Source organism: Ideonella sp. FW305-24 (genome assembly GCF_058788035.1).
On sequence record NZ_JBYTAI010000001.1, the window covers coordinates 147865 to 172697 of the forward strand.

At 68.7% G+C, this 24833-nt stretch carries 22 protein-coding genes; 12 read left to right on the forward strand and 10 right to left on the reverse strand.

Features of this window, described 5'->3' with window-relative positions; all coding sequences use genetic code 11:
* Window positions 1–40 precede the first annotated feature (40 nt).
* The 5 genes from AC3WR5_RS00640 to AC3WR5_RS00660 form a co-directional block, all read right to left on the reverse strand.
* On the reverse strand, window positions 41–832 hold the full coding sequence (locus AC3WR5_RS00640; protein WP_141286655.1) for an anti-sigma factor family protein: 792 nt from the start codon (window positions 830–832) through the stop codon (window positions 41–43).
* Window positions 833–1378 (reverse strand): RNA polymerase sigma factor, encoded by a 546-nt coding sequence (locus AC3WR5_RS00645; protein ID WP_492482569.1) that lies wholly within the window; start codon window positions 1376–1378, stop codon window positions 833–835.
* An 82-nt stretch (window positions 1379–1460) separates the two neighbouring features.
* The gene (locus AC3WR5_RS00650; protein ID WP_492481076.1) at window positions 1461–2930 is read right to left on the reverse strand and encodes a YncE family protein; all 1470 of its coding nucleotides are present in this window, start codon (window positions 2928–2930) and stop codon (window positions 1461–1463) included.
* An 11-nt stretch (window positions 2931–2941) separates the two neighbouring features.
* A complete protein-coding gene (locus tag AC3WR5_RS00655) occupies window positions 2942–3397 on the reverse strand; it encodes a DUF305 domain-containing protein (RefSeq protein WP_492482571.1) in 456 nt (151 codons plus the stop codon).
* Window positions 3398–3641: 244 nt separating this feature from the next.
* Window positions 3642–4550, reverse strand: coding sequence for a LysR family transcriptional regulator (locus AC3WR5_RS00660; RefSeq protein WP_492481078.1), 909 nt, complete (start codon window positions 4548–4550; stop codon window positions 3642–3644).
* A 101-nt stretch (window positions 4551–4651) separates the two neighbouring features.
* Here AC3WR5_RS00660 and AC3WR5_RS00665 point away from each other — a divergent pair, with 101 nt between their 5' ends.
* The 4 genes from AC3WR5_RS00665 to yiaA all read left to right on the forward strand — a co-directional run bounded on the left by AC3WR5_RS00665 (window position 4652) and on the right by yiaA (window position 8479).
* The gene (locus tag AC3WR5_RS00665) at window positions 4652–5293 is read left to right on the forward strand and encodes an NAD(P)-dependent oxidoreductase (RefSeq protein ID WP_141286661.1); all 642 of its coding nucleotides are present in this window, start codon (window positions 4652–4654) and stop codon (window positions 5291–5293) included.
* Window positions 5294–5350: 57 nt separating this feature from the next.
* On the forward strand, window positions 5351–7591 hold the full coding sequence (locus AC3WR5_RS00670; RefSeq protein WP_492481081.1) for an FUSC family protein: 2241 nt from the start codon (window positions 5351–5353) through the stop codon (window positions 7589–7591).
* Between the two features lie 30 nt (window positions 7592–7621).
* Complete coding sequence (locus AC3WR5_RS00675) at window positions 7622–7957, forward strand: hypothetical protein (protein WP_492481082.1); 336 nt, start codon at window positions 7622–7624, stop codon at window positions 7955–7957.
* Window positions 7958–8044: 87 nt separating this feature from the next.
* On the forward strand, window positions 8045–8479 hold the full coding sequence (gene yiaA, locus AC3WR5_RS00680; protein WP_492481083.1) for an inner membrane protein YiaA: 435 nt from the start codon (window positions 8045–8047) through the stop codon (window positions 8477–8479).
* 71 nt (window positions 8480–8550) lie between these two features.
* Here yiaA and AC3WR5_RS00685 read toward each other — a convergent pair whose 3' ends face one another.
* From AC3WR5_RS00685 to eat, 4 genes are all read right to left on the reverse strand, one after another.
* Entirely contained in the window at window positions 8551–8856 is a 306-nt protein-coding gene (locus AC3WR5_RS00685; protein WP_492481084.1) for a hypothetical protein, read from the reverse strand.
* A gap of 252 nt (window positions 8857–9108) precedes the next feature.
* On the reverse strand, window positions 9109–9882 hold the full coding sequence (eutC, locus tag AC3WR5_RS00690; RefSeq protein WP_492482573.1) for an ethanolamine ammonia-lyase subunit EutC: 774 nt from the start codon (window positions 9880–9882) through the stop codon (window positions 9109–9111).
* 81 nt (window positions 9883–9963) lie between these two features.
* Window positions 9964–11340, reverse strand: coding sequence for an ethanolamine ammonia-lyase subunit EutB (locus AC3WR5_RS00695; RefSeq protein ID WP_492481086.1), 1377 nt, complete (start codon window positions 11338–11340; stop codon window positions 9964–9966).
* A gap of 28 nt (window positions 11341–11368) precedes the next feature.
* Window positions 11369–12748 (reverse strand): ethanolamine permease, encoded by a 1380-nt coding sequence (eat, locus tag AC3WR5_RS00700; RefSeq protein ID WP_492481088.1) that lies wholly within the window; start codon window positions 12746–12748, stop codon window positions 11369–11371.
* A 207-nt stretch (window positions 12749–12955) separates the two neighbouring features.
* On the opposite strand from eat, the gene AC3WR5_RS00705 reads away from it, so the two are divergent.
* The 7 genes from AC3WR5_RS00705 (at window position 12956) to AC3WR5_RS00735 (ending at window position 22168) form a co-directional block, all read left to right on the forward strand.
* Complete coding sequence (locus AC3WR5_RS00705) at window positions 12956–13993, forward strand: helix-turn-helix domain-containing protein (RefSeq protein ID WP_492481089.1); 1038 nt, start codon at window positions 12956–12958, stop codon at window positions 13991–13993.
* Window positions 13994–14215: 222 nt separating this feature from the next.
* Complete coding sequence (locus AC3WR5_RS00710; RefSeq protein WP_492481091.1) at window positions 14216–16453, forward strand: TonB-dependent hemoglobin/transferrin/lactoferrin family receptor; 2238 nt, start codon at window positions 14216–14218, stop codon at window positions 16451–16453.
* A 20-nt stretch (window positions 16454–16473) separates the two neighbouring features.
* On the forward strand, window positions 16474–17598 hold the full coding sequence (locus tag AC3WR5_RS00715) for a hemin-degrading factor (protein ID WP_492481093.1): 1125 nt from the start codon (window positions 16474–16476) through the stop codon (window positions 17596–17598).
* Entirely contained in the window at window positions 17586–18500 is a 915-nt protein-coding gene (locus AC3WR5_RS00720) for a heme/hemin ABC transporter substrate-binding protein (protein WP_492481095.1), read from the forward strand. Before AC3WR5_RS00715 ends, AC3WR5_RS00720 begins: the two co-directional genes overlap by 13 nt.
* Before the next feature lie 74 nt (window positions 18501–18574).
* The gene (locus tag AC3WR5_RS00725; protein ID WP_492481096.1) at window positions 18575–19594 is read left to right on the forward strand and encodes a FecCD family ABC transporter permease; all 1020 of its coding nucleotides are present in this window, start codon (window positions 18575–18577) and stop codon (window positions 19592–19594) included.
* 11 nt (window positions 19595–19605) lie between these two features.
* Window positions 19606–20493, forward strand: a complete 888-nt coding sequence (locus tag AC3WR5_RS00730; RefSeq protein WP_492481098.1) for an ATP-binding cassette domain-containing protein — start codon at window positions 19606–19608, stop codon at window positions 20491–20493.
* A 274-nt stretch (window positions 20494–20767) separates the two neighbouring features.
* Window positions 20768–22168 (forward strand): class II fumarate hydratase, encoded by a 1401-nt coding sequence (locus AC3WR5_RS00735; RefSeq protein ID WP_492481100.1) that lies wholly within the window; start codon window positions 20768–20770, stop codon window positions 22166–22168.
* Window positions 22169–22178: 10 nt separating this feature from the next.
* On the opposite strand, the gene AC3WR5_RS00740 is transcribed toward AC3WR5_RS00735, so the two are convergent.
* Window positions 22179–22613: a DUF427 domain-containing protein gene (locus AC3WR5_RS00740; protein WP_492481102.1), complete on the reverse strand. Its 435-nt coding sequence runs from the start codon at window positions 22611–22613 to the stop codon at window positions 22179–22181.
* A 140-nt stretch (window positions 22614–22753) separates the two neighbouring features.
* On the opposite strand from AC3WR5_RS00740, the gene AC3WR5_RS00745 reads away from it, so the two are divergent.
* A complete protein-coding gene (locus AC3WR5_RS00745; RefSeq protein ID WP_492481104.1) occupies window positions 22754–24817 on the forward strand; it encodes an NAD(+) synthase in 2064 nt (687 codons plus the stop codon).
* Window positions 24818–24833: the final 16 nt, after the last annotated feature.

A 24833-nucleotide genomic window follows, 5' to 3' on the forward strand; every position in this document is an offset into this window, starting at 1 on the left:
CAGCCGCATCAATTGCGGTCTTCCATGGTCTGGTTGACCATCACAGCATCGCGTTGGTCTGACGCCTGACCTCGTCGGCAAGTGGGTGCAGCGCATCGGCGCGCTCCGTGCCGACCACGCTGTAGCCCAGCCCATGCGCGGCCCAGGTGAAGCCCGCAATATTGCCTGTGTGCTGTTTCAGCATCGGCGTATCGTGCTCGATCGCCATGGGCCTCACCACCATGGCCAGGCGCGTGCCGTTTGCATCGTCGTAGAAGAACATGCCGGCAGGACCATGTTCGGTCGAAACGAGTCGGCCGCCGATGTAGCGGAATCCTGACCCGGAGAGATCCGGTACAGAGACGGCACGCTTCAATCTGGCCGAGACCCAACTGACCAACTCAGTCTGGCGCTCAGGCCCCATTTCGACAGGGCGCAGCGGATCGGCTGCGTACACCGCATAGCTGCTCGTGGCTTCGCGAGCCAGCGCGGCGATGCCACCATGGCCGTCGGGCCACACCCCGCGAACAGACCATCCCCCCAAGCCGCCCGCGCCCAAGGCCAAGACCACGGCGGCGGCCATGCTCCAAGGCCAGGGGCGGGGCGTCCGGCGCTCTTCGAGCATGCGCTGCAAGTTCAACCTGGGCGGGACAGGCTCGTCCGCAATGCCCGCCAGCGCGCTGCGCAGGCCCTGCCGCTGGGCGGCGAAACCCGCCACCTGCGCCGCGGCCTCGGGATGGTGGTCCAGGTAGTGCTGCACCTCACGCCGGCGCGCCGCATCGAGGCAGTGGTCCACGTAGGCGTGCAAATCCTCTTCGAGGATGGGTTGCGGTGTCGGGTTGTCTGCGCTCATCTACTTCAGTCTCCGCAGCGCGGGTTGCGAGCCTCGCTCAGGTTTTTGCTGGCGCGGCTCACCCTCCATGGCACGCAGCAACCTCTCCCGGCCGCGGGCCAATCGCGACATCACGGTTCCGATCGGTATGTCCAGGGCCTTGGCCGCTTCCGCATAGGAAAAATCCTCCACGGACACGAGCAGGATGACGCTTCGCTGCTCATGCGGCAATCGGTCCAGGAAGCCCAGCAGTTCACGGTGCCGAATGTGGGCCTCCTGAGCGGCGGGCGTCACCATCTCCTTCTCTTCGACGTCCTCAATTGCAAGATGGAGGCCGCGGCGCCTCTGCTGCCGCAGCCAGTCCATCGCCAGGTTGTGCGCGATGGAGAAGACCCATTGCCGCGTATCGTCCTGGTGGCGCCGCTGCTCCCATCGCTTGACGACTCGCTCCAGGCAATCTTGCACCAGGTCGTCGGCCAAGTGTGGATCATGCATCAGCGCACGCGCGTAGCGCCGCAAGGCCGGCACCATCGGTTCGACAAGCGCCAGCAGATCCTTCATGTCAATCGAAGTCCTGAATGCCAGCCTTCACACTGGGTGGGGCCGCTCATGCCAAAGCCCGCAAGAGCAGGTTGCGTGAGACGGACATTCACCTGCCCTGCACTTGAACCGGCGCGCCAGGCGTATCACCGTTGTGAGGTGCAATGACCAGGTAGCGACGCTGCGCCCCAGCCTGCCCCTGCACAGTTTGCCGGATGGGCCCAATGGCATTGACGATGGCAGACCCCGCCGGGTTGGTCATGAAATTTGCGAGTGGCTGCAGGATGCCCGAGCCATCGGCCTTGTCCGCCAGCGCCAGCACATACGCCTGCTTGGGTGCGAGCCCGGTCGCAGAGGCTTGCACCACCTGCAGCAAGCCCTGGTCGAACAGCGCGACGCTGGTAGGCGGGTTGTCGCTGCTGCTGCCCCGCCCATTCTCCAGCGGAACCAGAAACAATTGCGCCAGTTGACCGGCAACGCCAAGAGGCTGCAAGCCCTGCATGCCGTCGCCTTCGGGCACGGCATTCGGCACATAGGCAATCGCCTGCGGAGCCTGGCCGACGGGCACGGTCCCGACGACGGCATTGGTGGCTGTGTCAATCGCGGCAAGCGCGTCGGCATTTTCCAGGCCCACGTACATGCGGGTACCGTCACCCGACGGCCAGATGCCGTGCGGCAGCTTGCCGACCGGGATGGTGGCGACAAGCGAGAAGTCGTCGGTACGGAAGACCTTGACCTGATTCAAGCCGCCAATGCTCACGTAGGCGAACTGGCCGCGCTTCGTGTTGGCGAAGTTGACGTGATTGGTGATGGGTCCGGTATCGAACGATTTGATCACCGAGAACGGTGGCCTGGCGTCAAAGACCATCGTCCTGCCGATGTCCTTGAGCGTCAGCCAGACCTGCTTTCCGTCAGGCGTTGCGGCGATGTTGGGGCAGAAGGGACTGTCCTGCCGGACGCGGCCGACGATCTGGTGCGTCGCGACCGAAACGACATCAGTTTCCGGATTGAAGGACGAGCAGATGTAGCCGTATTGGCCGTCGGGCGAGAAGATCTGCATGCCGGGACCCGATGGGGTGGTGATGCGCGTCTTCTCCAGGAACGTGGCCGCGTCGAGCACGGCGATGTAGTTCTCGCCGCGAACCGTCACCCAGACCTCCTTGCCGTCCGGCGTGTAGAAGGCTTCGTGCGGCGAGCGCCCGAGATAGGTCGTATGCTTCACCGCATTGGTGGCGGTGTCGATGAAGGTCACCGAATTCGACCCGATGGAGACGACAGCCAGGGTGCGATGGTCAGGCGAGAAGCCCATGCCGTGCACCAGCACCTGCCCGCGGTAAAGCGGGCTGAAGTTGCCGGGCGACGGGTCGCCCAGGCGAATCAAGCCGAGCAGCTTGTTGTCCGCCGGGTCGGTCACCGACACCGTGTTGGAGAACTGCTCGGCGGCGTAGAGGCGGTCCCGATGGCTGATGGGAATGTCGGCGGTCGCTGAAGCGCCGGGCGCCTGGCCGGCCTGCGCCCAAGCAAAAGCCGTGGCGAGCGCTGTGCCGAGGATGGCGCCGACGATGCGTGGATGTTTCATGGTTGCGGAGCTCATTGGGGGTTGTGGACGTGAGGCGAGCAATGTGTGCCGAGAACCGCTCCGTCGGGACCAGTAGAAGCAGCTGCGCCGGCTGGTGCGGCTGGAGCAGCTGAGACGGCAGGTGCCAGGAATGGCGTGCCCTGGGTCGGCGCGGGCGCGGAAGGCGGCAGCGGCAGGCCCAGCGCAAGGTGCATGGCGGCGATCTCCTGCTGTTGCTCGACGATGATCTCCTGCGCGATCCGCCGCAGTTGCTCGTTGTGCCCGTAGCGCAGTTCGGACAGCGCCATGTCGATGGCGCCTTGGTGATGCGGAATCATCATCAAGGCGAAGTCCCGGTCAATGTCACCCGAAGGCGTCAACGCCATGCCGTCCATCATGCGGGCCATGGCCGCGTCGTTCTCGGCAGCAAAGGCCGCCTGCGGTGAGTCCGCAGAGACGTTGCAGACCATGAGCAAGCTTGCAAGCATGGCGAGGACACCAGCTGCAGGTATCGTGATTCGTCGCAAGGGCGTTGCGTCGGAATGTGTCATGGCAGGTCTGAAAGTGGTGTCGGCTACAGAGGTAGACGACGCGCTGCCGCACTTATTCCAGTTGCCGGTCGATTTTTCTTCGATGGCCTCGAAGCGCAGCCCCTCTGCCATCGGGCTTCAAGTCGGAGGAGGCGCATGCCCCGGCGGTCTGTAGGCACCGGGCCTGCGCCAGGCTTTGCCGTCAGCCTGGCGGCCGCATCCCGGGCACACCTGCAAGGTAGCGGCCCAAGGCCGCGATGGCATGCCGGACCTTGGCCGGCTGGGCATCTCGCTGCGGGGTGAGAGCCCAGACGTCCAGCGAACCGGCCTGCCATTCCGGCAGCAGGTGGCGCAGACGGCCGGCTTCCAGGGCCTCGTGCACGTCCACCATGCCCAGCATCGCCGGCCCCAGGCCGGCCTCGCACATCTGCTGGATCGACAGCTGGTTGTTGCTCCCGATGCGCGGCTGGATGCGCAAGGTCTGCAGCTGACCGGCCGGCCCCCGGAAACTGGGCATCAGCACACCACCCGTGCGCGCAAAGCCGACCCACGCGTGGCCCAGCAAGGCTTCCGGCGAGGCCGGTTCGCCATGCCGGGCCAGCCATTGCGGTGAGGCACACAGGCACCAGTCGAAACTGCCCAGCCGCCGAGCGGCCCAAGGCATGTCCGGCACATTGCCAAAGCGTACCGCCAGGTCCACTCGCGCCTCGATCAGGTCCACTGGCGAATCGTCCACCAGCAACTGCAGGCTGAGCGACGGGTGGGCCGCCAGCAGTTCGCCCAGCGCAGGGGCAATGTGGCGCGCAAAACCCACCGTTGCAGCAATGCGCAGCTCGCCACTGGGCGCTTCGCGTGCGCTGTGCAGTTCCGCCCGCGCCAGCTCGGCCTGCGCCACCATCGCGGCACAGGCCACATGCAGGCGCTCACCGGCGTCGGTCAGCCTGAGCTTGCGGGTGGAGCGGTGCAGCAAGGTCACGCCGCCGTCTTTCTCCAGCAGCCGCACCTGCTGGCTCACCGCCGAAGGGCTCATGCCCAGGGCTCGCCCTGCGGCGCTCATCGAGCGGTGCCGCACCACCGCGGCAAACACGGCCAAGCGCCGCAAATCATCCATCTTGAAGCCCTACTTCAAACTGATAGCAATTCTGACCCGCTACCGCACTGCTTGTGAAGCAGACAAACTGCATGGCACTGCAATCCAACCGGAGTTTCTTCATGCGCATCGCCCTGATCGGCGCCACCGGCTTTGTCGGCACGCCCACCCTGACCGAACTGCTGCAACGCGGCCACCAGGTGACCGTGCTGGCACGCCATCCCGAGAAGCTGCCCGCTCAGCCGAACCTCACCGTCGTGAAGGCCGACGCGCTGGTGGCCGACCAGGTCGCCGCCGCGGTGCGCGGCCATGACGCGGTGCTCAGCGCCTACAACCCAGGCTGGGGCAACCCCGACATCCACGACGAATTCCTGCGCGGCTACGACGCACAGGTCGCCGGCGTGAAGCAGTCCGGCGTGAAGCGTTTTGTGATGGTGGGTGGCGCCGGCAGCCTGTTCGTCGCCCCCGGCGTGCAACTGGTGGACACGCCAGGCTTCCCGGCCGAGATAAAGGCCGCCGCCTCCGCCGCCCGCGAGGCGCTGAACCGCCTGCGTGGTGAAGATTCGCTGGAATGGACTTTCCTGTCTCCACCCATCCTGCTGCAACCCGGCGAGCGCAGCGGCAACTACCGGCTGGGCAGCGAGCAGCCGCTGATGGACGGCGACCAGCCCGGCCACATCTCGGTGGCCGACCTAGCAGTGGCGCTGGTGGACGAGCTGGAGAACCCGCGCCACGTGCGGGCACGCTTCACCGTCGCCAGCTGAGCACCGCTGCGCCGCAGCGCAGCGGTTCTGCCGAGCTGCTGCGCAACAATGCGCGGCATGCAACTTCCACGCTGGCTGCTCGCGGGGCTGCGCCTGCCCACCTACGGCTTGAACGGCATTTCGGTTTCGCTGGGGCTGGCGCTGGTGCAGTTGCTGGCCTGGCCCATCGGTGGCGCGTCCGCAGCCTTCGTGGCCGCCTCCGGCGCGATCTATGCCAGCCTGGCCGACACGCCGCTGGCGCCGGACCGGACACGCTACCGGGTATTCACCGCGGCGTTGGTCGGCACCTGCTGCAGCGCGCTGGTGCTGGCGGTCGCCGCGCATCCCGTGCTGCTGGCGCTGACGATCGCGCTGATCGCCGCCGCCTCCTGCATGGCGCTGGCCTGGGGACCGCGCGCCAGCGCGGTGTCCTTCGTCGGCATCCTGGCGCTGGTCTTCAGCCTCGCGTTGCCGCCCGGCATGGGCTTGCCGGCGCTGGCCCAACACACCGGCTGGACGCTGCTGGGCGCGCTGCTCTACCTGGCCTGGGCCAGCCTCGCCTCGCGCCTGCTGCAGCCCCGGCTGCGCACGCTGGCGCTGGCCGGCACGCTGGAGACCCTGGCCGCGCTGCTGCAGTCGCGCAGCCGGCTGCTGCGCCCGGCCGAGCCCGGCGCGCTGCCTGCTCAATCGCCGCTGCAGGAATGGCTGGCCCACCAGGCTGTGCTGGACGAGCGCCTGCAAGCCGCGCGCGACCTGCTGTTTCCCGCGCTGGACCGGCCCGGCGCGCTGGCCCAGACCCAGGCACTGCTGCAGGTCATCGAGCTGCGCGACACCTTGCTGGTCAGCGAGCTGGACCTGGAAAGCCTGGATGTCGGCCCGCAGGCCGCCGCACGTGCCACAGCGCTGCGCGAAACGCTGTGCGGCACCATGGAGCAGATTGCGATGCAACTCGCCCGCATCGCACTGGCGCTGCAATTTGGCGAGCCTGTCATCACGACGCCCGGCACCGTGGCCGATCTGCGGGGCCAGCTGCAAGCGCAGCAAAAGGCCGCGCTGGACGACGGCGTGTCGCCCGCCCAGCAGCAGCTGGTGAACGCGCTGGTGATGCGCGGCGAGCACATGCTGAACGACCTGGCACGCTTGCAGGCCGCGCTCGCAGCGCCGCAGCCGAAGCAGCCGCCACTGCCGGTGCCAGACCGCGAGGAGCTGCAGTTGTTCGTCAGCGCAGAAGGCTGGCCGCTGGCTGCGCTGAAGTCCCAGTGGCACCTGGCCTCTCCCGTGCTGCGGCATGCCTTGCGCTGCGCCGTGGCGCTCACCAGCGCCTATGTGCTGGCGCTGTGGCTGCCCTGGGCCTCGCACCCGCACTGGCTGGTGCTCAGCGTGGCCGTGGTGCTGCGCGGCAACCTGGAGCAGACACTGGCGCGACGAGACGCGCGCATGGCCGGCACCCTGATCGGCTGCCTGGTGGTGATGCTGCTGGCTGCGCTCCATGTCACTGCGCTGTCCGGCCTGCTGTTCCTGCTGGCTGCTGGCGTGGCCCATGCCTTCGTCAATCGTCGCTACCTGGTCACCGCCATCGCCGCCACCGTGATGGCCTTGTTGCAGGCCCACCTGGCGCAGCCCGAAGCCGGTTTCGGCGTGGCCGAACGGCTGGCAGACACGGTGCTGGGCGCACTGCTGGCCTGGGGCTTCAGCTTCGTGCTGCCGTGGTGGGAGCACCACAGCCTGGCGCTGCAGACTGGCCGCTTGCGACTGAGCCTGGCCCAGCTGGCCGAGCAGGTGCTGCGCTGGCCGCTGCCAGCGCAGCCGGAGCTGTCGCTGAAGCTGGCCCGGCGCGGGGTCTACGACAGCATTGGCGCGCTGGCCGGCATGGCGCAGCGCACGGGCGTGGAGCCGCGCGCGGTGCGCCTGCCCATCCACACCTTGGCCACGTTGCTGGTGCAATGCCACGTGCTGCTGGCCCAGCTGGCCGCGCTGCGACGCCTGCTGATCTACCGCCACCCGCAAATGAACCAGGCCGCAACCGAAGCTGCACTGGCCCGCTGTGCCACCCACCTGGCGCCACTGTTGACCGCCACCGCCGGCTTGCTGCCTGGCGAGCCGCAGCGCAAGACCTCCAGCATCGCCGCTCCGACGGGACAGCTCCCGTCACCCACCGGCTCTGACGGCGACAGCGAAAGTGCCCACCTGATGCGCTGGCTACAGCGCCGGCTGGACCTGATCGAGCTGGCCGCGCAACGGCTGACCGCGGCGGCCGAAGTGCTGAAAGCCGCCGCCATGCCGCCCGTGCCGGCAAAATCTGCCATGCCAGGGCCTTGAAAAGCGCAGCGGCGATGGCAGATGAGTCACATGGACGCCAACCCTTCGCTGATCATGCTGCCCACCCGCCTGAAGCCGCTGGCCGCGCTGGCCATGCTGCTGGAGCGGCTGGAACGTCAACCCCTTGAGGCCAGTGCCGAACAATACCAGCGGCTGGTTCGGGAACTTGGCCAACTGCTGGCCCAGGCGCCAATGGATGACGGCCTGGAACACCTGCTGCGGGCCTTCCCCGCGCTGTCTGAGCTCTACGAAAACCAGCACTACGAGCAAGCCGGCCTGTGCCGTTCGCCGCTGGAGCGCTCGCTCAACACCGAGCTGGCCGCTACCGCGCTGCTGAAGAGCCTGCGCGACACCCGGCGCCACTGACCCTCCCGTTGCAGCGCTGGCCCGCTGCAACCCATGCGCGCGCCGGTTGGGTACAGTCACAGCCCAACACATCGCCGGGAGGAACCCATGAAGCCGCAACTGCAACGCCCCACCTCTGCCTTCATCGGCGCCTCGTGGCTCGCACTGGTGGTAGGCGCAGCCACCTACCTGATCGGCTTGTGGAACGCCAACATGCAGCTCAACGAAAAGGGCTACTACCTGACGCTGCTGATGTACGGCCTGTTCGCAGCCGTGTCACTGCAGAAGTCAGTGCGCGACAAACTCGAAGGCACGCCGGTGACCGGCATGTACTTCTCCCTCTGCTGGATCTCTCTGGCCGCGTCGCTCACACTGCTCGCAGTCGGCCTCTGGAACGCCCAACTCGCGCCCAGCGAAAAAGGCTTCTACGCGATGGGCTTCGTGCTGAGCCTGTTTGCCGCGGTGGCGGTGCAGAAGAATGTGCGGGATGTGGCCGCGTCTGGCCAGCGCTGGACGACCTCGGACACCCGACCTGACGCTTGAGGGGCTCTCGAGAAATGCGAGGCGAGCCGAATGCGTTTCAACACGACCAGCAGCAGCCAGCGATCCCGTCGTCAGCCCTTGGTCCACCCATTGTTGCGAAGGCACTTATTGACGGCCTCTCCGCGCTGCTTCTCATTCACGTCCATGCTGTATTCACCGAGGTAAGTGGCTGGCATCGTGCGGCAAGTCCGCGCCGGGCCGCTCCCTTCACACTCGGTCTTGGGGGCCGACATCTTCTGTCCACCGCCGACGATCTTCACAGGATAAGCCGCCGTGGCCTGGGCAGTGCAAGTTGTTCGATCAGCCTCCAGCGCCTGTACCGAACCACCCTGCTTCGTCCAATCCGTCGCACAGCCGCTCAGCAACACGACCATCATCAAAATTGCTCTCACACCAAGTCCTCTACGTTAAGTGATGTTGTATCAGGCAACCCTTGAGTCCATTGCCGATCTGCCTTCGCACTGGCTCTCCGAACCGATCATCGCAAAACGCTCAACAGGCTGTCCGTCAACTGTCACCGAGTGTAGTCATGAGCGAAGCGGGCAAGGCAAGCCGTCGCTGCAACTGGATGGCAGCAATCCCTACTTTGGAGGAAGTGCCCATCGCCGCATGCCCCGTGTTTGGCACGCCTATTCGGTAACCTCGGGAACAGCCCTCACGTCACTGTGATCCTTCAATCCCACACCCGTCAGTTGCAGCCGCCGTGCAGCCTGCACCAGCCACCACAGCTTGCGCGCCGCTTCTGCGTGTGACATGCCTTCTGGGCGTACGTTCGAGAGGCAGTTGCGTTCGGCGTCGGTGCGGCCGACCTTGGGGGCGTGGGTGAGGTAGACGCCCAAGCTGTCGGGTGAGCTGAGGCCGGGGCGTTCGCCAATCAGCATCGCGACTTGCGCGGCGGCCAGGCGCTCGCCGATTTCGTCGCCCAGCGCCACACGGGCTTGCGTGGCCAGGATCGGCGGGCCCAGACACCAGCCTTCGGGTTTGGTGGCCAGCAGGGCCGCGAGCATCGGCACGGCCTGGCGCTCGACAGCGGCGGCGGAAAGGCCGTCGCCGACGATCAGCAGCAGGTCGCAACCGGCGGGGGTCTGTTGCGACAACAAGGCTCGGCTTTCGTCGCTCAGGCGCCGGCCCAGGTCGGGGCGCAGCAGGTAGGTTGAGCGATCCGGCGCGGCGCTGCGCAGTTTCAGCGTGGGTTCGCCGAACAGGTCGGCCAGTTGCGCGGCCAGCGCCTCGGCCTGCAAGGGCAGGTGCACCGCGTCGCGGGCCTGCGCGTGCGCGGCCGAGAAGGCCAGCAGTTCCTTGGTCGGCATGCTGCGCCCACTGCGGCCCAGGCCGATGCGCGCCGGGGTCTGGTTGCGCAGCACGGCCCAGGGGTCGACAGTGATCAAGGGCTTGTCGGTCACAGGTGCACCCTCCACTTCGTGGGTCCCTCCATGAGGAAAGGAGCGCCCCCTTCGGGCGGCCGTGCGGGAGCGCTCATAGCTTCATCCAAAGTGCTGCAACAAGGGGTGGCTCGGCGTCACAGGCAGCAGCTGGCCGGCCTCCCCCGTCACGCCCATGCGCTGCAGCCAGGCTTCGAATTCGGGGGCGCGCTGCAAGCCCAGCAGTTCGCGCAGCACCAGGCCGTCGTGGAACGAAGTGCTCTGGTAGTTCAGCATCACGTCGTCGGCACCGGGCACGCCGATCAGGAAGGTCACGCCTGCAGCGCCGAGCAGCGTCATCAGCGTGTCCATGTCGTCCGAATCGGCCTCGGCGTGGTTGGTGTAGCAGACGTCGCAGCCAATCGGCAGGCCCAGCAGCTTGCCGCAGAAATGGTCTTCCAGGCCGGCACGGATGATCTGCTTGCCGTCGAACAGATATTCCGGGCCGATGAAGCCGACCACGGTGTTGCAGATCATCGGCTCGAAGGCACGGGCCACGCCGTGCGCACGGGCCTCGCAGGTCTGCTGGTCCACGCCTTGGTGGGCGTTTGCGGACAGCGCCGAGCCCTGCCCGGTCTCGAAGTACATGACGTTGTCGCCCAGCGTGCCGCGCTTCAAACTGAGCGCCGCTTCGCGGGCTTCGCGCAGCACCGCGAGGTCGATGCCGAAGCTGCGGTTCGCGGCCTCCGTGCCGGCGACCGACTGGAACACCAGGTCCACTGGCGCACCCCGTTCGATGGCCTGGATCTGGTTCGTGACATGCGTGAGCACGCAGGCCTGGGTGGGGATCTCGAAGCGCTGGATGGCTTCGTCGACTGCATGCATCAGGCCGGTCAGCGGACCGATGCCGTCGCCCGCGGGGTTGATGCCGATCACCGCGTCACCCACGCCGTACAGCAGCCCGTCCAGCATCGAGATCGCGATGCCGCGCGGGTCGTCGGTCGGGTGGTTGGGCTGCAGCCGCATCGCCAGCCGGCCCGGCAGTCCCAGCGTGTTGCGAAAGCGGGTGATGACACGGCATTTGCGTGCCACCAGCATCAGGTCCTGGTTGCGCATCAGCTTGCTGACCGCCGCGGCCATCTCGGGCGTGATGCCGCGGCGCACCCGGGCCAGCGCGGCTTCGTCGGCCTGCTCGCCCAGCAGCCAGTCGCGGAAATCACCCACGGTGAGGTGGGCGATCTCGGCGAAGGCCGCGGCGTCGTGCGTGTCGATGATCAGCCGTGTGACCTCGTCGGCCTCGTAGGGCACGACGACCTCGCTGAGGAAGGTCTTCAGCGGCAGTTCGGCCAACGCCAGCCGCGCGGCCATGCGCTCGGCTGCCGTTCCGGCCGCAAGGCCGGCCAGCACGTCGCCCGAGCGCAGCGGCGTGGCCTTCGCGAGCAAGGTCTTGAGGTCGGCAAACTGCCAGACCTGCCCCCCCAGGGTGTGTGCGTACGGCATGCGTGCAGTGTGCGTCAGGTCGCGCCGATCAGGAACTGGCACCCACTGCGCCTGGCAACGCCGCAGCAGCAGTGCGCTGACCCACGGTCAGGCGGAAGTAGACATAGGCCAGCGCCATCACGCCAAGGAACAGGCCGCTGACCAGCGGGTTGAACCAGATCATCGTGACCAGGCAACCCACGGCCAGCACCAGCGCCACCGCCGGCAGCACCGGATAGGCCATGGCCGGGAACGGACGCTCCAGGTTCGGCTCCTTCTTGCGCAGCGCGAACAGGCTGACCATCGAGATGATGTACATGACGATCGCGCCCAGCACCGACATCGTGACGATGTTGGCCGTCAGCGTCTGACCACCAAACTTGATCAGCTCGTCGCTGAAGATCGCGGCAATGCCGATCACGCCACCGGCCAGCACGGCGCGCCACGGCGTGCCGAATGTCGGATGCACGGCCGCCAGCCAACCCGGCAGGTAGCCCTCACGCGCCAGCGCAAAGATCTGCCGTGAGTAGCCGAGGATGATGCCGTGGAACGACGCCACCAGGCCGAACAGGCCGATCCACACCAGCATGTGCAACCAGCCGCTGTTCTCGCCGACGATCATCTTCATCGCCTGCGGCAGCGGGTCGTTGATGTTGGACAGCTTGGACCAGTCGCCCGCGCCACCGGCGAACACCATCACGCCCAGCGCCAGCACCAGCAGCGTCAGGATGCCGGCGATGTAGGCAATGGGAATCGTGCGCTTGGGCTCCTTGGCTTCTTCGGCCGCCATCGCCACGCCTTCAATCGCCAGGAAAAACCAGATCGCAAATGGAATGGCGGCGAACATGCCCGAGATCGCCGCGGGCGAGAAGGTGTCGCTGCCGGCCCAGCCCTTGGCCGTGAAGTTGGCCACCGAGAAGCCCGGCGCCACCACGCCCATGAAGACCAGCAGCTCGACGATGGCCAGCACGGTGACGAACAGCTCGAAAGTCGCCGCCGTCTTCACGCCAACGATGTTCAGTGTCATGAAGATCACGTACGCGCCCACCGCCATCAGCTTAGGGCTGACCTCCGGAAACTGCACGTTCAGGTAGGCGCCAATGGCCAGCGCAATGGCCGGCGGCGCAAAGACGAACTCGACCAGCGTCGCAAAGCCGGCAATGAAGCCGCCGGTGGGGCCCAGCGCGCGGGCCGCGTAGGCAAACGGGCCACCGGCATGCGGAATGGCGGTGCTCAGCTCGGTGAAGCTGAAGATGAAGCTGGTGTACATCGCTGCCACGACCAGCGTCGTGATCAGGAAGCCCAGCGTGCCCGCGCTGGCCCAGCCGTAGCTCCAGCCGAAGTATTCGCCCGAGATGACGAGGCCAACCGCCAGGCCCCAGAGGTGCCAGGCGTTCAAGGTGGGTTTCAGATGTCCGGGGGTGCTCATGGGAACCTCCTGGTAATGGGTTGTTCGGGTTCGACGTGGGTAAGGGCTAACGCCATCTTCGGCACCGGCATCGCCGCTGGCTATCGGAAATCGGCAAGTTTTCGGACCTGGCGTCATCGGCCTGCCCGAGCTTGCATCGGGTGGCACATGGATTGCAAACGTTCGTCCGCCCCCGTACCTTGCTCGCACCCAGCGAACCATGGAACCATGGCCCTGAACCTACCCGCCCTGCCCCACCACCTCGGCCGCCTCCAGCCTGGCCTGCACCTGCGCCAGACGGGAGACGCCGATGAACAGGCCGCGCTGCTGCAGGACTGGCAGCAGGACTATGCGCAACTCTCAGCCGGCCCATTCGAAGGCCGGGTGCGCGAGCTGTGGCTGGGCGACCTGCACCTGTTTGTGGAAGACACCAGCCGCCGGCTGCTGCAGCGTGGTGCACTGCCGGTCGGCCAACTGGCACTGGGCCTGCCGCTGTCGCTGGGCCAGGGCGCGGTGAGCTTCTGCGGCAACACCGATTGGCAAGGCCAGGCGCGCGCCGAGCGCTTCTGCAGCTTCTCGGGGGCGGCCGGTTTCGAGTTCGTCACGCCCGAAGGCCTGTGCATGGCCGGGCTCTCGTTGCCGCTGCACAGCCTGCAGACGCTGGCCAGCCCGGCGCAGCAGCAGGCCATAGCCCGGCTGGCCTCGCGCGCCGGCCTGCACGCGGCCGCACCGCAGCGCCTGCAGGCCCTGCGAGAGCAAGTGGCCACGGTACTGGCCATGGCCCAGGCCCAGCCGGACCTGCTGGCCTCGGCGCATGCGGCCGCGCAGCTGCGCGAGGAACTGCTGAGCCACCTGCTCGCGCTGCTGCCGGCGGACGCCGACACAGCGCCCGCGCTGTCACCCGCCCGCGCCGGCACGCTGGTCACCCGCGCCCAGGCCTGGCTGCGCCAAGCAGCCAACGCCAGCCTGGCCGACGAGCCGCCCAGCGTCGCCACCTTGTGCGACGCCTTGGGCGTGAGCCGGCGCACGCTGCAAAGCGCCTTCCAGCAGACCACAGGCCTGGCGCCTGCGGCCTTCCTGCGCACCGTGCGGCTAACCGCCGCGCGGCGGGCGCTGCGCGAAGCCCGCTCGGTGGCAGAGGCGGCCACCTCGCAAGGCTTCTGGCACCTCGGCCAGTTCTCGCAGGACTACCGCGAACTGTTCGGCGAGCTGCCCTCGGCGACCTGGAAACGCTGGCAGCAGCCCGGCGGCAGCGCGCTTCACTGAGCTGCAGGCCTTCGTCGCGCCGAAGCTTCGTGAGCCTCTTGTAATGCGAGTGATTCGCATTACAATCATTTCATCCTCTGGAAGCGCCCGCTGAAGCGGCCTGCATCAGGTCGTTCGACAGCTCTGCCGCGGGCAGCGCCGTGATGACCCCGGCGCCCGCTTCCAGCCTGGCACCGCCAGCCTTGCGCCAGCACCTGCCGCCTCCTCATTTCTGGAACGCAAGTGATCCGCAAGACGCCGTTGGCACTCGCCATGGGCCTGGCCGGGGCCGTGGCCCCGATGCTGCCTCTGTCCGCATGGGCGCAAGCCGCCTCAACCACCGCCGCCGCTGCGCTCGACGCACCGCTACCGCTGGTGACCGTCACCGCCACGCGCACCGAGCGCGCGGTCGACAACGTGCCGGCCACCGTCACGGTGCTGCCGGCCAAGCGAATCGAACAAAGCGGCGCGCGCGACATCAAGGACCTGCTCAACGATGAGTTGGACCTCACGGTGCGCCAGCAGGCCACGCGCTTCAATGCCTCCGGCGGCACCGCACGCGCCGGCAACGAAGGCGTGAACATCCGCGGCCTGGAAGGCAACCAGGTGATGATGCTGGTCGACGGCGTGCGCACCCCTGCCGGCTTCACCTTCGGCCCCATCGGCACCGGCCGTGGCGACTTCCTGGTGCTGGACACCGCGCAGAGCGTCGAAGTGCTGCGCGGCCCCGCGTCCACCCAGTACGGCAGCGACGGCCTGGCCGGCGTGGTCAGCCTGCGCACGCTGGACCCGGCCGACCTGCTGAAAAAAGGCCAGACCTTCGGCGGCTTCGCCCGCGCTGGCTACAACTCTGTCGACGACTCCTGGGCCGCCACGCTGGGCCTGGCGGGCCGCGAAGGCCTCGATGGGCGGTGGCAAGGCCTGCTGCTGCTGACCACCCGCCGCGGCCACGAGACCGACAACCAGGGCAGCGTGGACACCCAAGACGGCACCCGCACGACGCCCAACCCCGTCAGCTACCGCGCCCCCGCGGTGCTGGCCAAGGTCTCCTATGCACTGGCGCCCGAACACGAACTGGGCCTGAGCTTCGAAAGCCAACAGCGCAAGCAGGACACCGAGGTCTACAGCGCCCGCGGCGACGTCAGCTCGCGCGGCACCACGACCACCACCACCGACCTGGACGCGCACGACAAGCTGGACCGCCAGCGCGTCTCGCTGGAACACCGCTTCGACGACGAAGCCGGCAGCTGGCTGCAGCGCGCCCGCAGCCAGGTCTACTGGCAGGACGCCACCACCCACCAGCTCACGCTGGCCGAACGCACGCTGACCACCGCCGGCGTGTCGACCGATTCGCCGCAAAGCCGCGACTACGACTACGAGCAGAAGCTGCTCGGCTTCTCGACCCAGCTCGAAAGCACCGTCGCCACGCCCGCGCTGGGACAGGACGCGCGCCAGCGTTTCAGCTACGGCCTGGACTGGAGCCAGGCCAAGGTCACCGGCGAGTTCACCGGCATCACCCCGCCCAAGCTTTTCCCCGACACCACCTACACGCTGGCCGGTGCCTTCGTGCAGGACGAGATCGAGGCCGGCCCCATCAGCCTCATTCCCGGCCTGCGTTTCGACTCGTACAAGCTCTCGGCCAGCCAGACCGGCTACACCGGCACGGCGGTCTCGCTGTCGGACCAGGCTGCCACGCCGCGCCTGGGCGCCATCTGGCGTGCCGACGAAGCCTTTGCGCCCTACGTCAACTGGGCCCGCGGCTTCCGCGCGCCCACGCCGGACCAGGTCAACAGCAGCTTTGCCAACCCGGCGCAGTTCTACAGCAGCATCGGCAACCCGGACCTGAAGGCCGAGCGCGCCAACAGCGTGGAGCTGGGCCTGCGCGGCCGCGTGCGCGGCGCCTGGGGCGAGCTGCGCTACCAGGTGCTGCACTACGACAACCGCTACGACGACTTCATCAGCCAGCAGGTCGTCAGCGGCACCGGCGCGCCGACCGATCCGCTGGTGTTCCAGTACATCAACCTGAGCAAGGCCCGCATCCTCGGCAGCGAAGCGCGCGCCGAATGGCAGCGCAGCGGCTGGGTGCTGAACGGCGGCGTGGCCATCTCGCACGGCCGCAGCGAGGCGGACGGCGTGAAGACGCCGCTGGACACCGTGGAGCCCGCCCGCAGCACGCTGGGCCTGCGTTACGAGGCAGCGGAATGGTCACTGCGCGCCAGCGCGCTGCACGTGCAGGGCAAGGCCAGGAGCGAGATATCCAGCGCCACCTACTACGCGCCCACCGGCTACACCACGCTGGACCTGGGCGGCAGCTGGAAGCCGCTGCCCGCCCTGACGCTGCAGGCCAACGTCAGCAACCTGTTCGACCGCCACTACACGCGCTGGTCCGACGTGCGCGGCCTGGCCGACAGCAGCACTGTCAAAGACGCCTACACCGCACCTGGCCGCAGCGTGCAGGTTGCAGCGCGCTACGACTTCTGAAGACCTTCCCGGAGCCCAAGATGAGCCTTTCGCCCGCCCCCCCCACCCCGTCGCTCGCAGCACTGCGCATCGCCTTCGCCGAGGGTCGCCGCGCCGCGCGCTCGCGCCACCGAGACCTTGCCGAGGCGCTGGGCGTGTCCGAAGGCGAGCTGATCGCCGCGCATGCCGGCGCTTTCCCGGCCGACCAGTCGCCGCTGCAGGCCACGCCACTGCGCGCCGAATGGCCAGCCGTGATTGGCGCGCTGGCGCCGGCCGGCGAGCTGATGGCACTGACCCGCAACCCCTCCTGCGTGCACGAGAAGACCGGCGTCTACGCGCCGGCCAGCGCCAGCGGACCGGCCGGTGGCGAGATGGGGCTGGTGCTGGGCCGCGAGATCGACCTGCGCATCTTCTACAGCCGCTGGGCCCACGGCTTCGCGGTGGCCGAGCGCTTGGCCGACGGCAGCACCCAGCGCAGCCTGCAGTTCTTCGACGCGCAAGGCGGCGCGGTGCACAAGGTCTTCACCCGCACGGGCACCGACCTGGTGGCCTGGCAAGCGGTGATCGACCGCTTCGCCTCGCCGGCAGCCGCGGCCGAACCGGTCGGCATCCAGACCTTGCCCGTTGCCGCACCGGTCGAGGTCAAGCCCGATGCCGATGTGAACCTGGCCGCCTTCCAGGCCGAATGGCTGGCGCTGAAGGACACGCACGAATTCTTCGGCCTGCTGCGCCGCCACGGCCTGGTCCGCACCCAGGCCTTGCGCCTCGCACCGGCCGGCCACGCGCTGCCGCTGCCCGCCAGCAGCGCACATGCCCTGCTGCAGCAGGCGGTGGCGCAATCGGTGGCCATCATGGTCTTCGTCGGCAATGCCGGCGTGATCCAGATCCACAGCGGGCCGGTGCAGCGCGTCGAGCGCATGGGGCCGTGGCTCAACGTGCTGGACGCCGGCTTCAACCTGCACCTGCGCGAAGACCACATCGCCCGCGCCTGGCTGGTGAAAAAGCCGACCACGGATGGCCCGGTGCACTCGGTCGAATTCTTCGACGCTTCGGGCGAGACCATCGCGATGATGTTCGGTGAGCGCAAGCCCGGCCAGCCCGAGCGGGCCGACTGGCGCGCGCTGGCCGAATCCCTCGCGGTGGAGGGAGAAACATGCGCGGCCTGATGCCTTCGCGCCGCGATGCGCTGGCGCAACTGCTGGGTGGCCTGTCCGCCGCGGCGCTGCCGGGCTGGTCGCTGGCGGCGCCCGCGCCGCGCATCGTCGCGGCCGGCGGCGCGGTCACCGAGATGGTCTACGCGCTGGGCGCAGAGCAACTGCTCGCCGCCGTGGACGTGACCTCGCTGTACCCGGAAGCCGCGCGCAAGCTGCCCAGCGTCGGCTACATGCGCACGCTGTCGGCCGAAGGCGTGCTGGCGATGGCGCCCACGGTGCTGCTGGCGACCGAAGACGCCGGCCCGCCGGCGGTGCTGCGGCAGATCGCCGCGGCCGGCGTGCAGCTCGCGTTGCTGCCGGCGCACAACCGCTTCGACGGCATGCTGGACCGACTGGGCCGCATCGGCGAGCTGGTGCAGAAACCGGCCGAAGCCGCCGCGCTGGCGGCCAAGTTGCGCGAGGACTGGCGCGCCAGCGAAGCGCAGGTCGCCGGCCATCTGGCGCAGCGCCAACAGCGGCTCGGCCGGCCGCTGCGCGCACTGTTCGTGCTGTCTCATTCGGTGAGCCAGGTGATGGTGGCCGGCGGCGAGACCGCGGCGCAGGCCATGCTGGTCTACGGCGGCGCGGTCAACGCGATCCAGGGTTTCAATGGCTACAAGCCGCTGACGCCGGAAGCGGCGATTGCCGCGCAGCCGGACTTGATCCTCGCCACCACGCAAGGCCTGGAAGCCGCCGGCGGCGTGCCCGGCCTGCTGCGCCTGCCGGGCCTGGCCGAAACACCTGCTGGCCGCGCCAGGCGTGTGGTTGCCCTCGAAGCCCAGTTCCTGCTCGGCTTCGGCCCGCGCCTGCCGCAGGCCGTGCGCCAGCTGGACAGCGCATTCACCGAAGCCCTGGCCGGCCCGACCGCAGCATGACGCTCAGCGTGCTGCGCCGCGGCCCCGCTCCTCGCGTGCCAGCGGCTGCGAGCTCCAGACCGCTCGCGTGGCCGTTGCTCGGCACATTGGCGCTGTTGGCCGCGACGCTGCTCGCCGCCCAGTTCGGCCCAGTCGCCATCAGCATGGCCGACTGGCTCGCGCCCTGGCGGGCTGCCCATGACGACGGCAGCGCAGCGTTCAGCGGCGCCGCCCACGTGCTGTGGCAGATCCGCCTGCCGCGCGTGATCTTCGCGCTGCTGGTCGGCGCAGCCCTGGCACTCGCCGGTTCACTGACCCAGGCGCTGTTCCGCAACCCGCTGGCCGACCCCGGCCTGCTGGGCGTGACCACCGGCGCCGCCTGCGCCGCGGCGCTCACGCTGGTCATCTTCGCCAGCGCCGCCGCGCCGCTGCCGCCCGCTTGGCGGCCCTGGGTGCTGCCGGTGGCCGCGTTCTGCGGTGCGCTGCTGGTCTGTTTCTCGCTGGACCGGATCGCCCGCTGGCTCACGCCGGGCTCCATCGCCGGCCTGCTGCTGACCGGGCTGGCGATCAACGCGGTGACTGCCGCGGTGATCGGCCTGGCCACCTACCTCGCCACCGACGAGCAATTGCGCAGCCTGTCGTTCTGGACCCTGGGCTCGCTGGCCGGTGCCGGCTGGCCGCTGGTGGCGACGATGGCCTTGCTGCTCGCGCTGCTGGTGCCGTTCGCCTGCCGGCTGGCGCGGCCGCTGAACGCGCTGGCGCTGGGCGAAGCGGCGGCAAGCCACGTCGGCATCGCGGTGCCGCGGCTGCGCGGCTGGGTCGTGCTGCTGGTGGCGCTGAGCTGCGGCGCCGCGGTCGCCTGGTGCGGCGTGATCGGCTTCCTCGGGCTGCTGGCGCCGCACCTGGCGCGCGCCTGCGTCGGCGCGGACCTGCGCCGCCAGCTGCCGTTCTCGATGCTGCTGGGCGGCGCGCTGCTGCTGCTGGCCGACACGCTGGCGCGCACGCTGGCCGCACCGGCCGAGATCCCGGTCGGCATCTTCACCGCGCTGATCGGCGGGCCAGCCTTCCTGCTGATGCTGCGCGCTGCGGTGCGCCAGCAAGGCGGCAGCGTTTGAAGGCACGCGACATGACGACCGACTGGGCCGAGCGCCTGCCGACCGATTTCGCCTTCGCCGAATGCCGCGAGGCCTGGCGCATGGCCGATGCGCCTCAGCAGCCCGCTGCAGCCGGCAGCGCCCTGCTCACGCTGCAGCAGGCGCAGCTGCGCCAGCCCGGCCGCAGCGGTGCCGTCATCGGCCCGTTCAACCTGGCGCTGCAGGCCGGCGAGCACGTCGCCATCCTCGGCCCCAGCGGCGCCGGCAAGAGCACGCTGCTGAAGCTGATGGCCGGCGAGCGCCCGCCGCAGCAAGGCGAGTTGCGGTTCGACGGGCGCACGCTGGCCGGCTGGTCGCCCGCCGCGCTGGCCCGTCGCCGCGCGGTGCTGCCGCAGTCGCATGCCGTCGCCTTCAGCCTGCCGGTGGCGCTGGTGGTCGGCCTCGGCCGCGTGGCGCTGGACCATGACCCTGCGCTCGCCAGCATCACCGCCGAAGCGCTGGCCCTTGCTCACGCCGGCCACCTGGCCACGCGCCGCTTCGACACGCTTTCCGGCGGCGAGCAGGCACGCGTGCAGCTGGCGCGTGTCTTCGCCCAGCTGTGGGACGCGCAGGCCGGGCTGCTGCTGGTCGACGAGCCGCTGGCCTCGCTGGATCCTGGCCTGCAGTTCGAGCTGCTGGACGCCATGCAGGCCTTCTGCCGCACCCGCGGCCATGCGCTGGTCGCCGTGCTGCACGACATCAACCAGGCCCTGGCCGGCTTCGAGCGCCTGTGGCTGCTGCAGCAAGGCCGGCTGATGGGCGACTTGCCGCCGAACGCCAGCGCGTTGGCCCCGCTCGAAAACCTCTACGGCATCCAGCTGCGCAGCGTGCCGGGCGAGGACGGCCGGCTGGCGGTACTGGCGCGCCGCCGCGTCGCTTGAGCCCTCACACCGGAGCCTTGCCCATGAACTCCTCGCGCCTTCCCAGCCACCTGCCGCTTCGGTACGAGCGCCTGCGCGACCTGGCGGCCTTGCTGCTGGTGCTCGCAGTAGCGGCCGTGGTCTGGTTCACGCTGCCGGTCTAGAACGGCACCAGCGCCCCCACCCGCCACCCAGCCTTTGCGCCGGGCCGCCACAAGCGCCCGCTTCGCGCCGTAGAGTGGGCTCCCAGGCGCCAAGCCATTCGCGCATTTTTTTCCTGACGGAGCTTCCTCGCATGACCACGCCCTCTTCTGCCGCCGCCTTCCGCACCGAATCCGATTCCATGGGCGCCATGCAGGTGCCCGCCGAGGCGCTGTACGGCGCCCAGACGCAGCGCGCGGTGCTGAACTTCCCGATCAGCGGCCAGCCCATGCCGGCCCCGTTTGTGCACGCGCTGTTGGCCATCAAGGCCGCTGCAGCCGAGGCCAACCAGCAGCTGGGCGGCATCAGCGCTGCGCAGGCACAAGCCATCCAGGCCGCCGTGGCCGAACTGCAGGCGTTGCCGGACGAGACCCTGCTGCGCCACTTCCCGGTCGACATCTTCCAGACCGGCTCAGGCACCAGCTCGAACATGAACGCCAACGAGGTGCTGGCCACGCTGGCCGGGCGCCGGCTGAACGACAAGGTCAGCGCCAACGACCACGTCAACGCCAGCCAGAGCAGCAACGACGTGGTGCCCAGCGCGATCCACGTTGCCGCGGCCCAGGCCCTGCAGAACAGACTGCTGCCGGCCCTGCAAAGCCTGGTCGCCACCACGCTGGACAAGGCCCGCGCCACGCACGCGCACGTGAAGACCGGCCGCACGCATTTGATGGACGCGATGCCGGTGCGCCTGAGCCAGGCGCTGGAAGGCTGGGCCGCGCAACTCGCGCTGGCGCAAGGCCAGTTGCAAGGCGTGTTGCCGCTGCTGCAGAAGCTGGCGCTGGGCGGCACGGCGGTGGGCACCGGCGTGAATGCCGACCCACAGTTCGCCGCGCTGTGCTGCGCGGCGCTGAACCGCCAGACCGGCATGGCCTTCGCGCCCGGCGAGAACCGCTTTGCGCTGATGGGCGCGCAGGACACGGCTGTCGCCGCCTCCGGCGCGCTGAAGACGCTGGCCGTCGCGCTGATGAAGATCGCCAACGACCTGCGCTGGATGAACTCCGGCCCGCTGGCCGGCCTGGGCGAGATCGAGCTGCAGGCGCTGCAGCCGGGCTCGTCCATCATGCCCGGCAAGGTCAACCCGGTGATCCCGGAAGCCACCGCGATGGTTGCCGCGCAGGTCATCGGCAACGACGCCGCACTGACCATCGCCGGACAGTCCGGCAACTTCGAGCTGAACGTGATGCTGCCGCTGGTCGCCCGCAACCTGCTCGAAAGCATTGCGCTGCTGGCCGGCGTGATGCCCCCGCTGGCCGACAAGGCCATCGCCAGCTTCCGCGTCAACGAGCAGCGGCTCAAGCAGGCCCTGTCTCGCAACCCCATCCTGGTCACCGCATTGAACCCGCTGATCGGCTACGCCAAGGCCGCCGAGATCGCCAAGCTGGCCTACAAGGAAGACCGCCCCATCGTCGATGTGGCCGCCGAACACACCGACATTCCGCGCGCCGAACTCGAAAAGCTGCTCGATCCGGCCCATCTCACAGGCCAGGATTGACTCGGGGCGTTCAGGAGGACGGCGACGTGCTGCGCGCCGCCTGACCGGCGGCGGCCTCGCTGGCCCCCAGCTTCTTGATCTGCAGCCCGTCGATCTTCTCGACCCAGAAGGCCATCCTGTCTTTCAGCGCGAGGTGCTCGTCGTAAGGCGCTTCGTAACTCCAGATCACATCCGGCAGCGTCTGGTCACCGGAGTGCAGTGCGTAGTAGCTCGCCTCGCCCTTGAACGGACAGTGCGAGCTGGTTTGCGTGCGCTTGAGCATCTCGGTCTTCACCTCGTTGCGCGGAAAGTAGTAGCGCGGGGGGTTCCTGTCCTCGTCGACTTGAATCACATCGCTCGAGTCGGCCAGCGTCTGGCCATGCCACTCCACCACCATGCGCTGCTTCAGGTGCCGCTCGCGCACATGATGTTCCGGATGTTCCTTGTGTCCTGGAGAAGGGTTCATGAGGGTCTCCTGTCGGTCCATGTCGAAGCCGGCAGCTGTCCAAACGGGCCGAGCTGGACGCCCGGAGCAGCAATCGGCGTGCCGCCGCGGGCGCGGCCCGCAATGCGGTAGCCTCGCGGGCAATGCACAGGAGCTGACCCTTGGACGCCACGACCTTCCGCAACCCCGCCAACCATGGCTTCACCCGCGTGGCGGTGGCCGTGCCGCGCAACCGCGTGGCCGACCCCGCCTTCAACGCCGAGCAGACCATCGCGCTCTACCAGGCCGCCGCGGCCGAAGGCGCCTCGCTCGTTGTCTTCCCCGAGCTGGGCCTCACCGGCTACAGCTGCGACGACCTGTTCCACCAGCAGGCCCTGCAGCGCGCAGCAGAAGCCGCGCTGCTGCGCGTGGCCGAGGCCACGCAGGGGCTGGACACGCTGGCGCTGGTGGGCCTGCCGCTGCGGGTGGACCACGGCCTGTTTAACTGCGCCGCGGTGCTGCAGCGCGGGCAGGTCCTGGGCATCGTGCCGAAGACGTATTTGCCGAACTACGGCGAGTTTTACGAGGCGCGCCAGTTCAACCCTGCTGCCAATGTTCAAAGCGCCGAGGTGACGATCGGCGCGCAGCGCGTGCCCTTCGGCAACGACCTGCTGTTCACCGCCACCGACCAGCCGCTGCTGCAGCTGCACGTGGAGATCTGCGAGGACCTGTGGGTGCCCATCCCGCCGTCCAGCCATGCGGCGCTGGCAGGCGCCACGGTGCTGGCCAACCTCTCGGCCTCGAACGTGACCATCGGCAAGGCCGGCTACCGGCGCGCGCTCGTCACGCAACAGGCCGCGCGCTGCCAGGCGGCCTACCTCTACAGCTCGGCCGGCACGGGAGAGTCCACCACCGACCTGGCCTGGGACGGCCAGTCGCTCATCTCCGAATGCGGCGAGTTGCTGAAGGAGTCCGCCCGCTTCCTGACCGACTCGCACTGGATCAGCGCCGACGTGGACCTGGAACGCATTGCCAACGAGCGCCAGCGCCAGAACTCCTTTGGCCACCAGACTTCTCAACTGCGCGCGCAGCTGAACCACTTCCGCCGCGTGCCGTTCCAGGTCGGCACCTCCCGGCTGACCGGCCCGCTTCGCCGCCGCGTCGAACGTTTTCCGTACGTGCCGGCGGACGCCTCGCGCCGAGACGAGCGCTGCCAGGAGGTCTACGACATCCAGGTCCAGGGCCTGGCGCAGCGCATTGCCTCCAGCGGCATCGGCAAGCTGGTCATCGGCATCTCGGGTGGGCTGGACTCGACGCAGGCGCTGCTGATCTGCGCCCGGGCAATGGACCTGCTGGGCCGGCCGCGCAGCGACATCCTGGCCTACACCATGCCCGGCTTCGCCACCAGCGGCCGCACGCTGGACCAGGCGTTGCGCCTCATGTCCGCCATCGGCTGCCAGGCCGAGCAGATCGACATCCGGCCCAGCTGCGAGCAGATGCTGAAGGACATCGGCCACCCCCACGCGCGCGGCGAGAAGGTCTACGACATCAGCTTCGAGAACGTGCAGGCGGGAGAGCGCACCAGCCACCTGTTCCGCCTGGCCAACCAGCACGGCGGCATGGTGGTTGGCACCGGCGACCTGAGCGAGCTGGCACTGGGCTGGTGCACCTACGGCGTGGGCGACCACATGTCGCACTACAACGTCAACGCCAGCGTGCCCAAGACGCTGATCAAGCACCTGGTGCGCTGGGTGGCGGATTCGGGCCAGATCGGCGCTGCCGGAAGCCAGGTGCTGCGCGACGTGCTGGACACCGAAGTCAGCCCCGAGCTGGTCCCGGCGGATGCGCAAGCGAGCGTTGGAAACCAACCCGCGCAAAGCACCGAAGCCAGCATCGGCCCTTACGCGCTGCACGACTTTTTCCTCTACTACACGCTGCGCCACGGCTTCGCGCCATCCAAGGTTGCCTACCTGGCCTGGAGCGCCTGGCATGACGAAGCCATGGGCAGTTGGCCCGAAGGACCGGACGTGGCGCGCACCGCCTACGAACTGCCGGCCATCCGCCAGCACCTGCGCACCTTCCTGCACCGCTTCTTCACCACCAGCCAGTTCAAGCGCAGCTGCGTGCCGAACGCGCCCAAGGTCGGCTCGGGCGGCTCGCTCTCGCCGCGCGGTGACTGGCGCGCGCCCAGCGACGCGACGGCCACTGCATGGTTGGCCGAACTTGAAAAGGTACCTCAGGTATGAGGCCCTGAAACGCAGC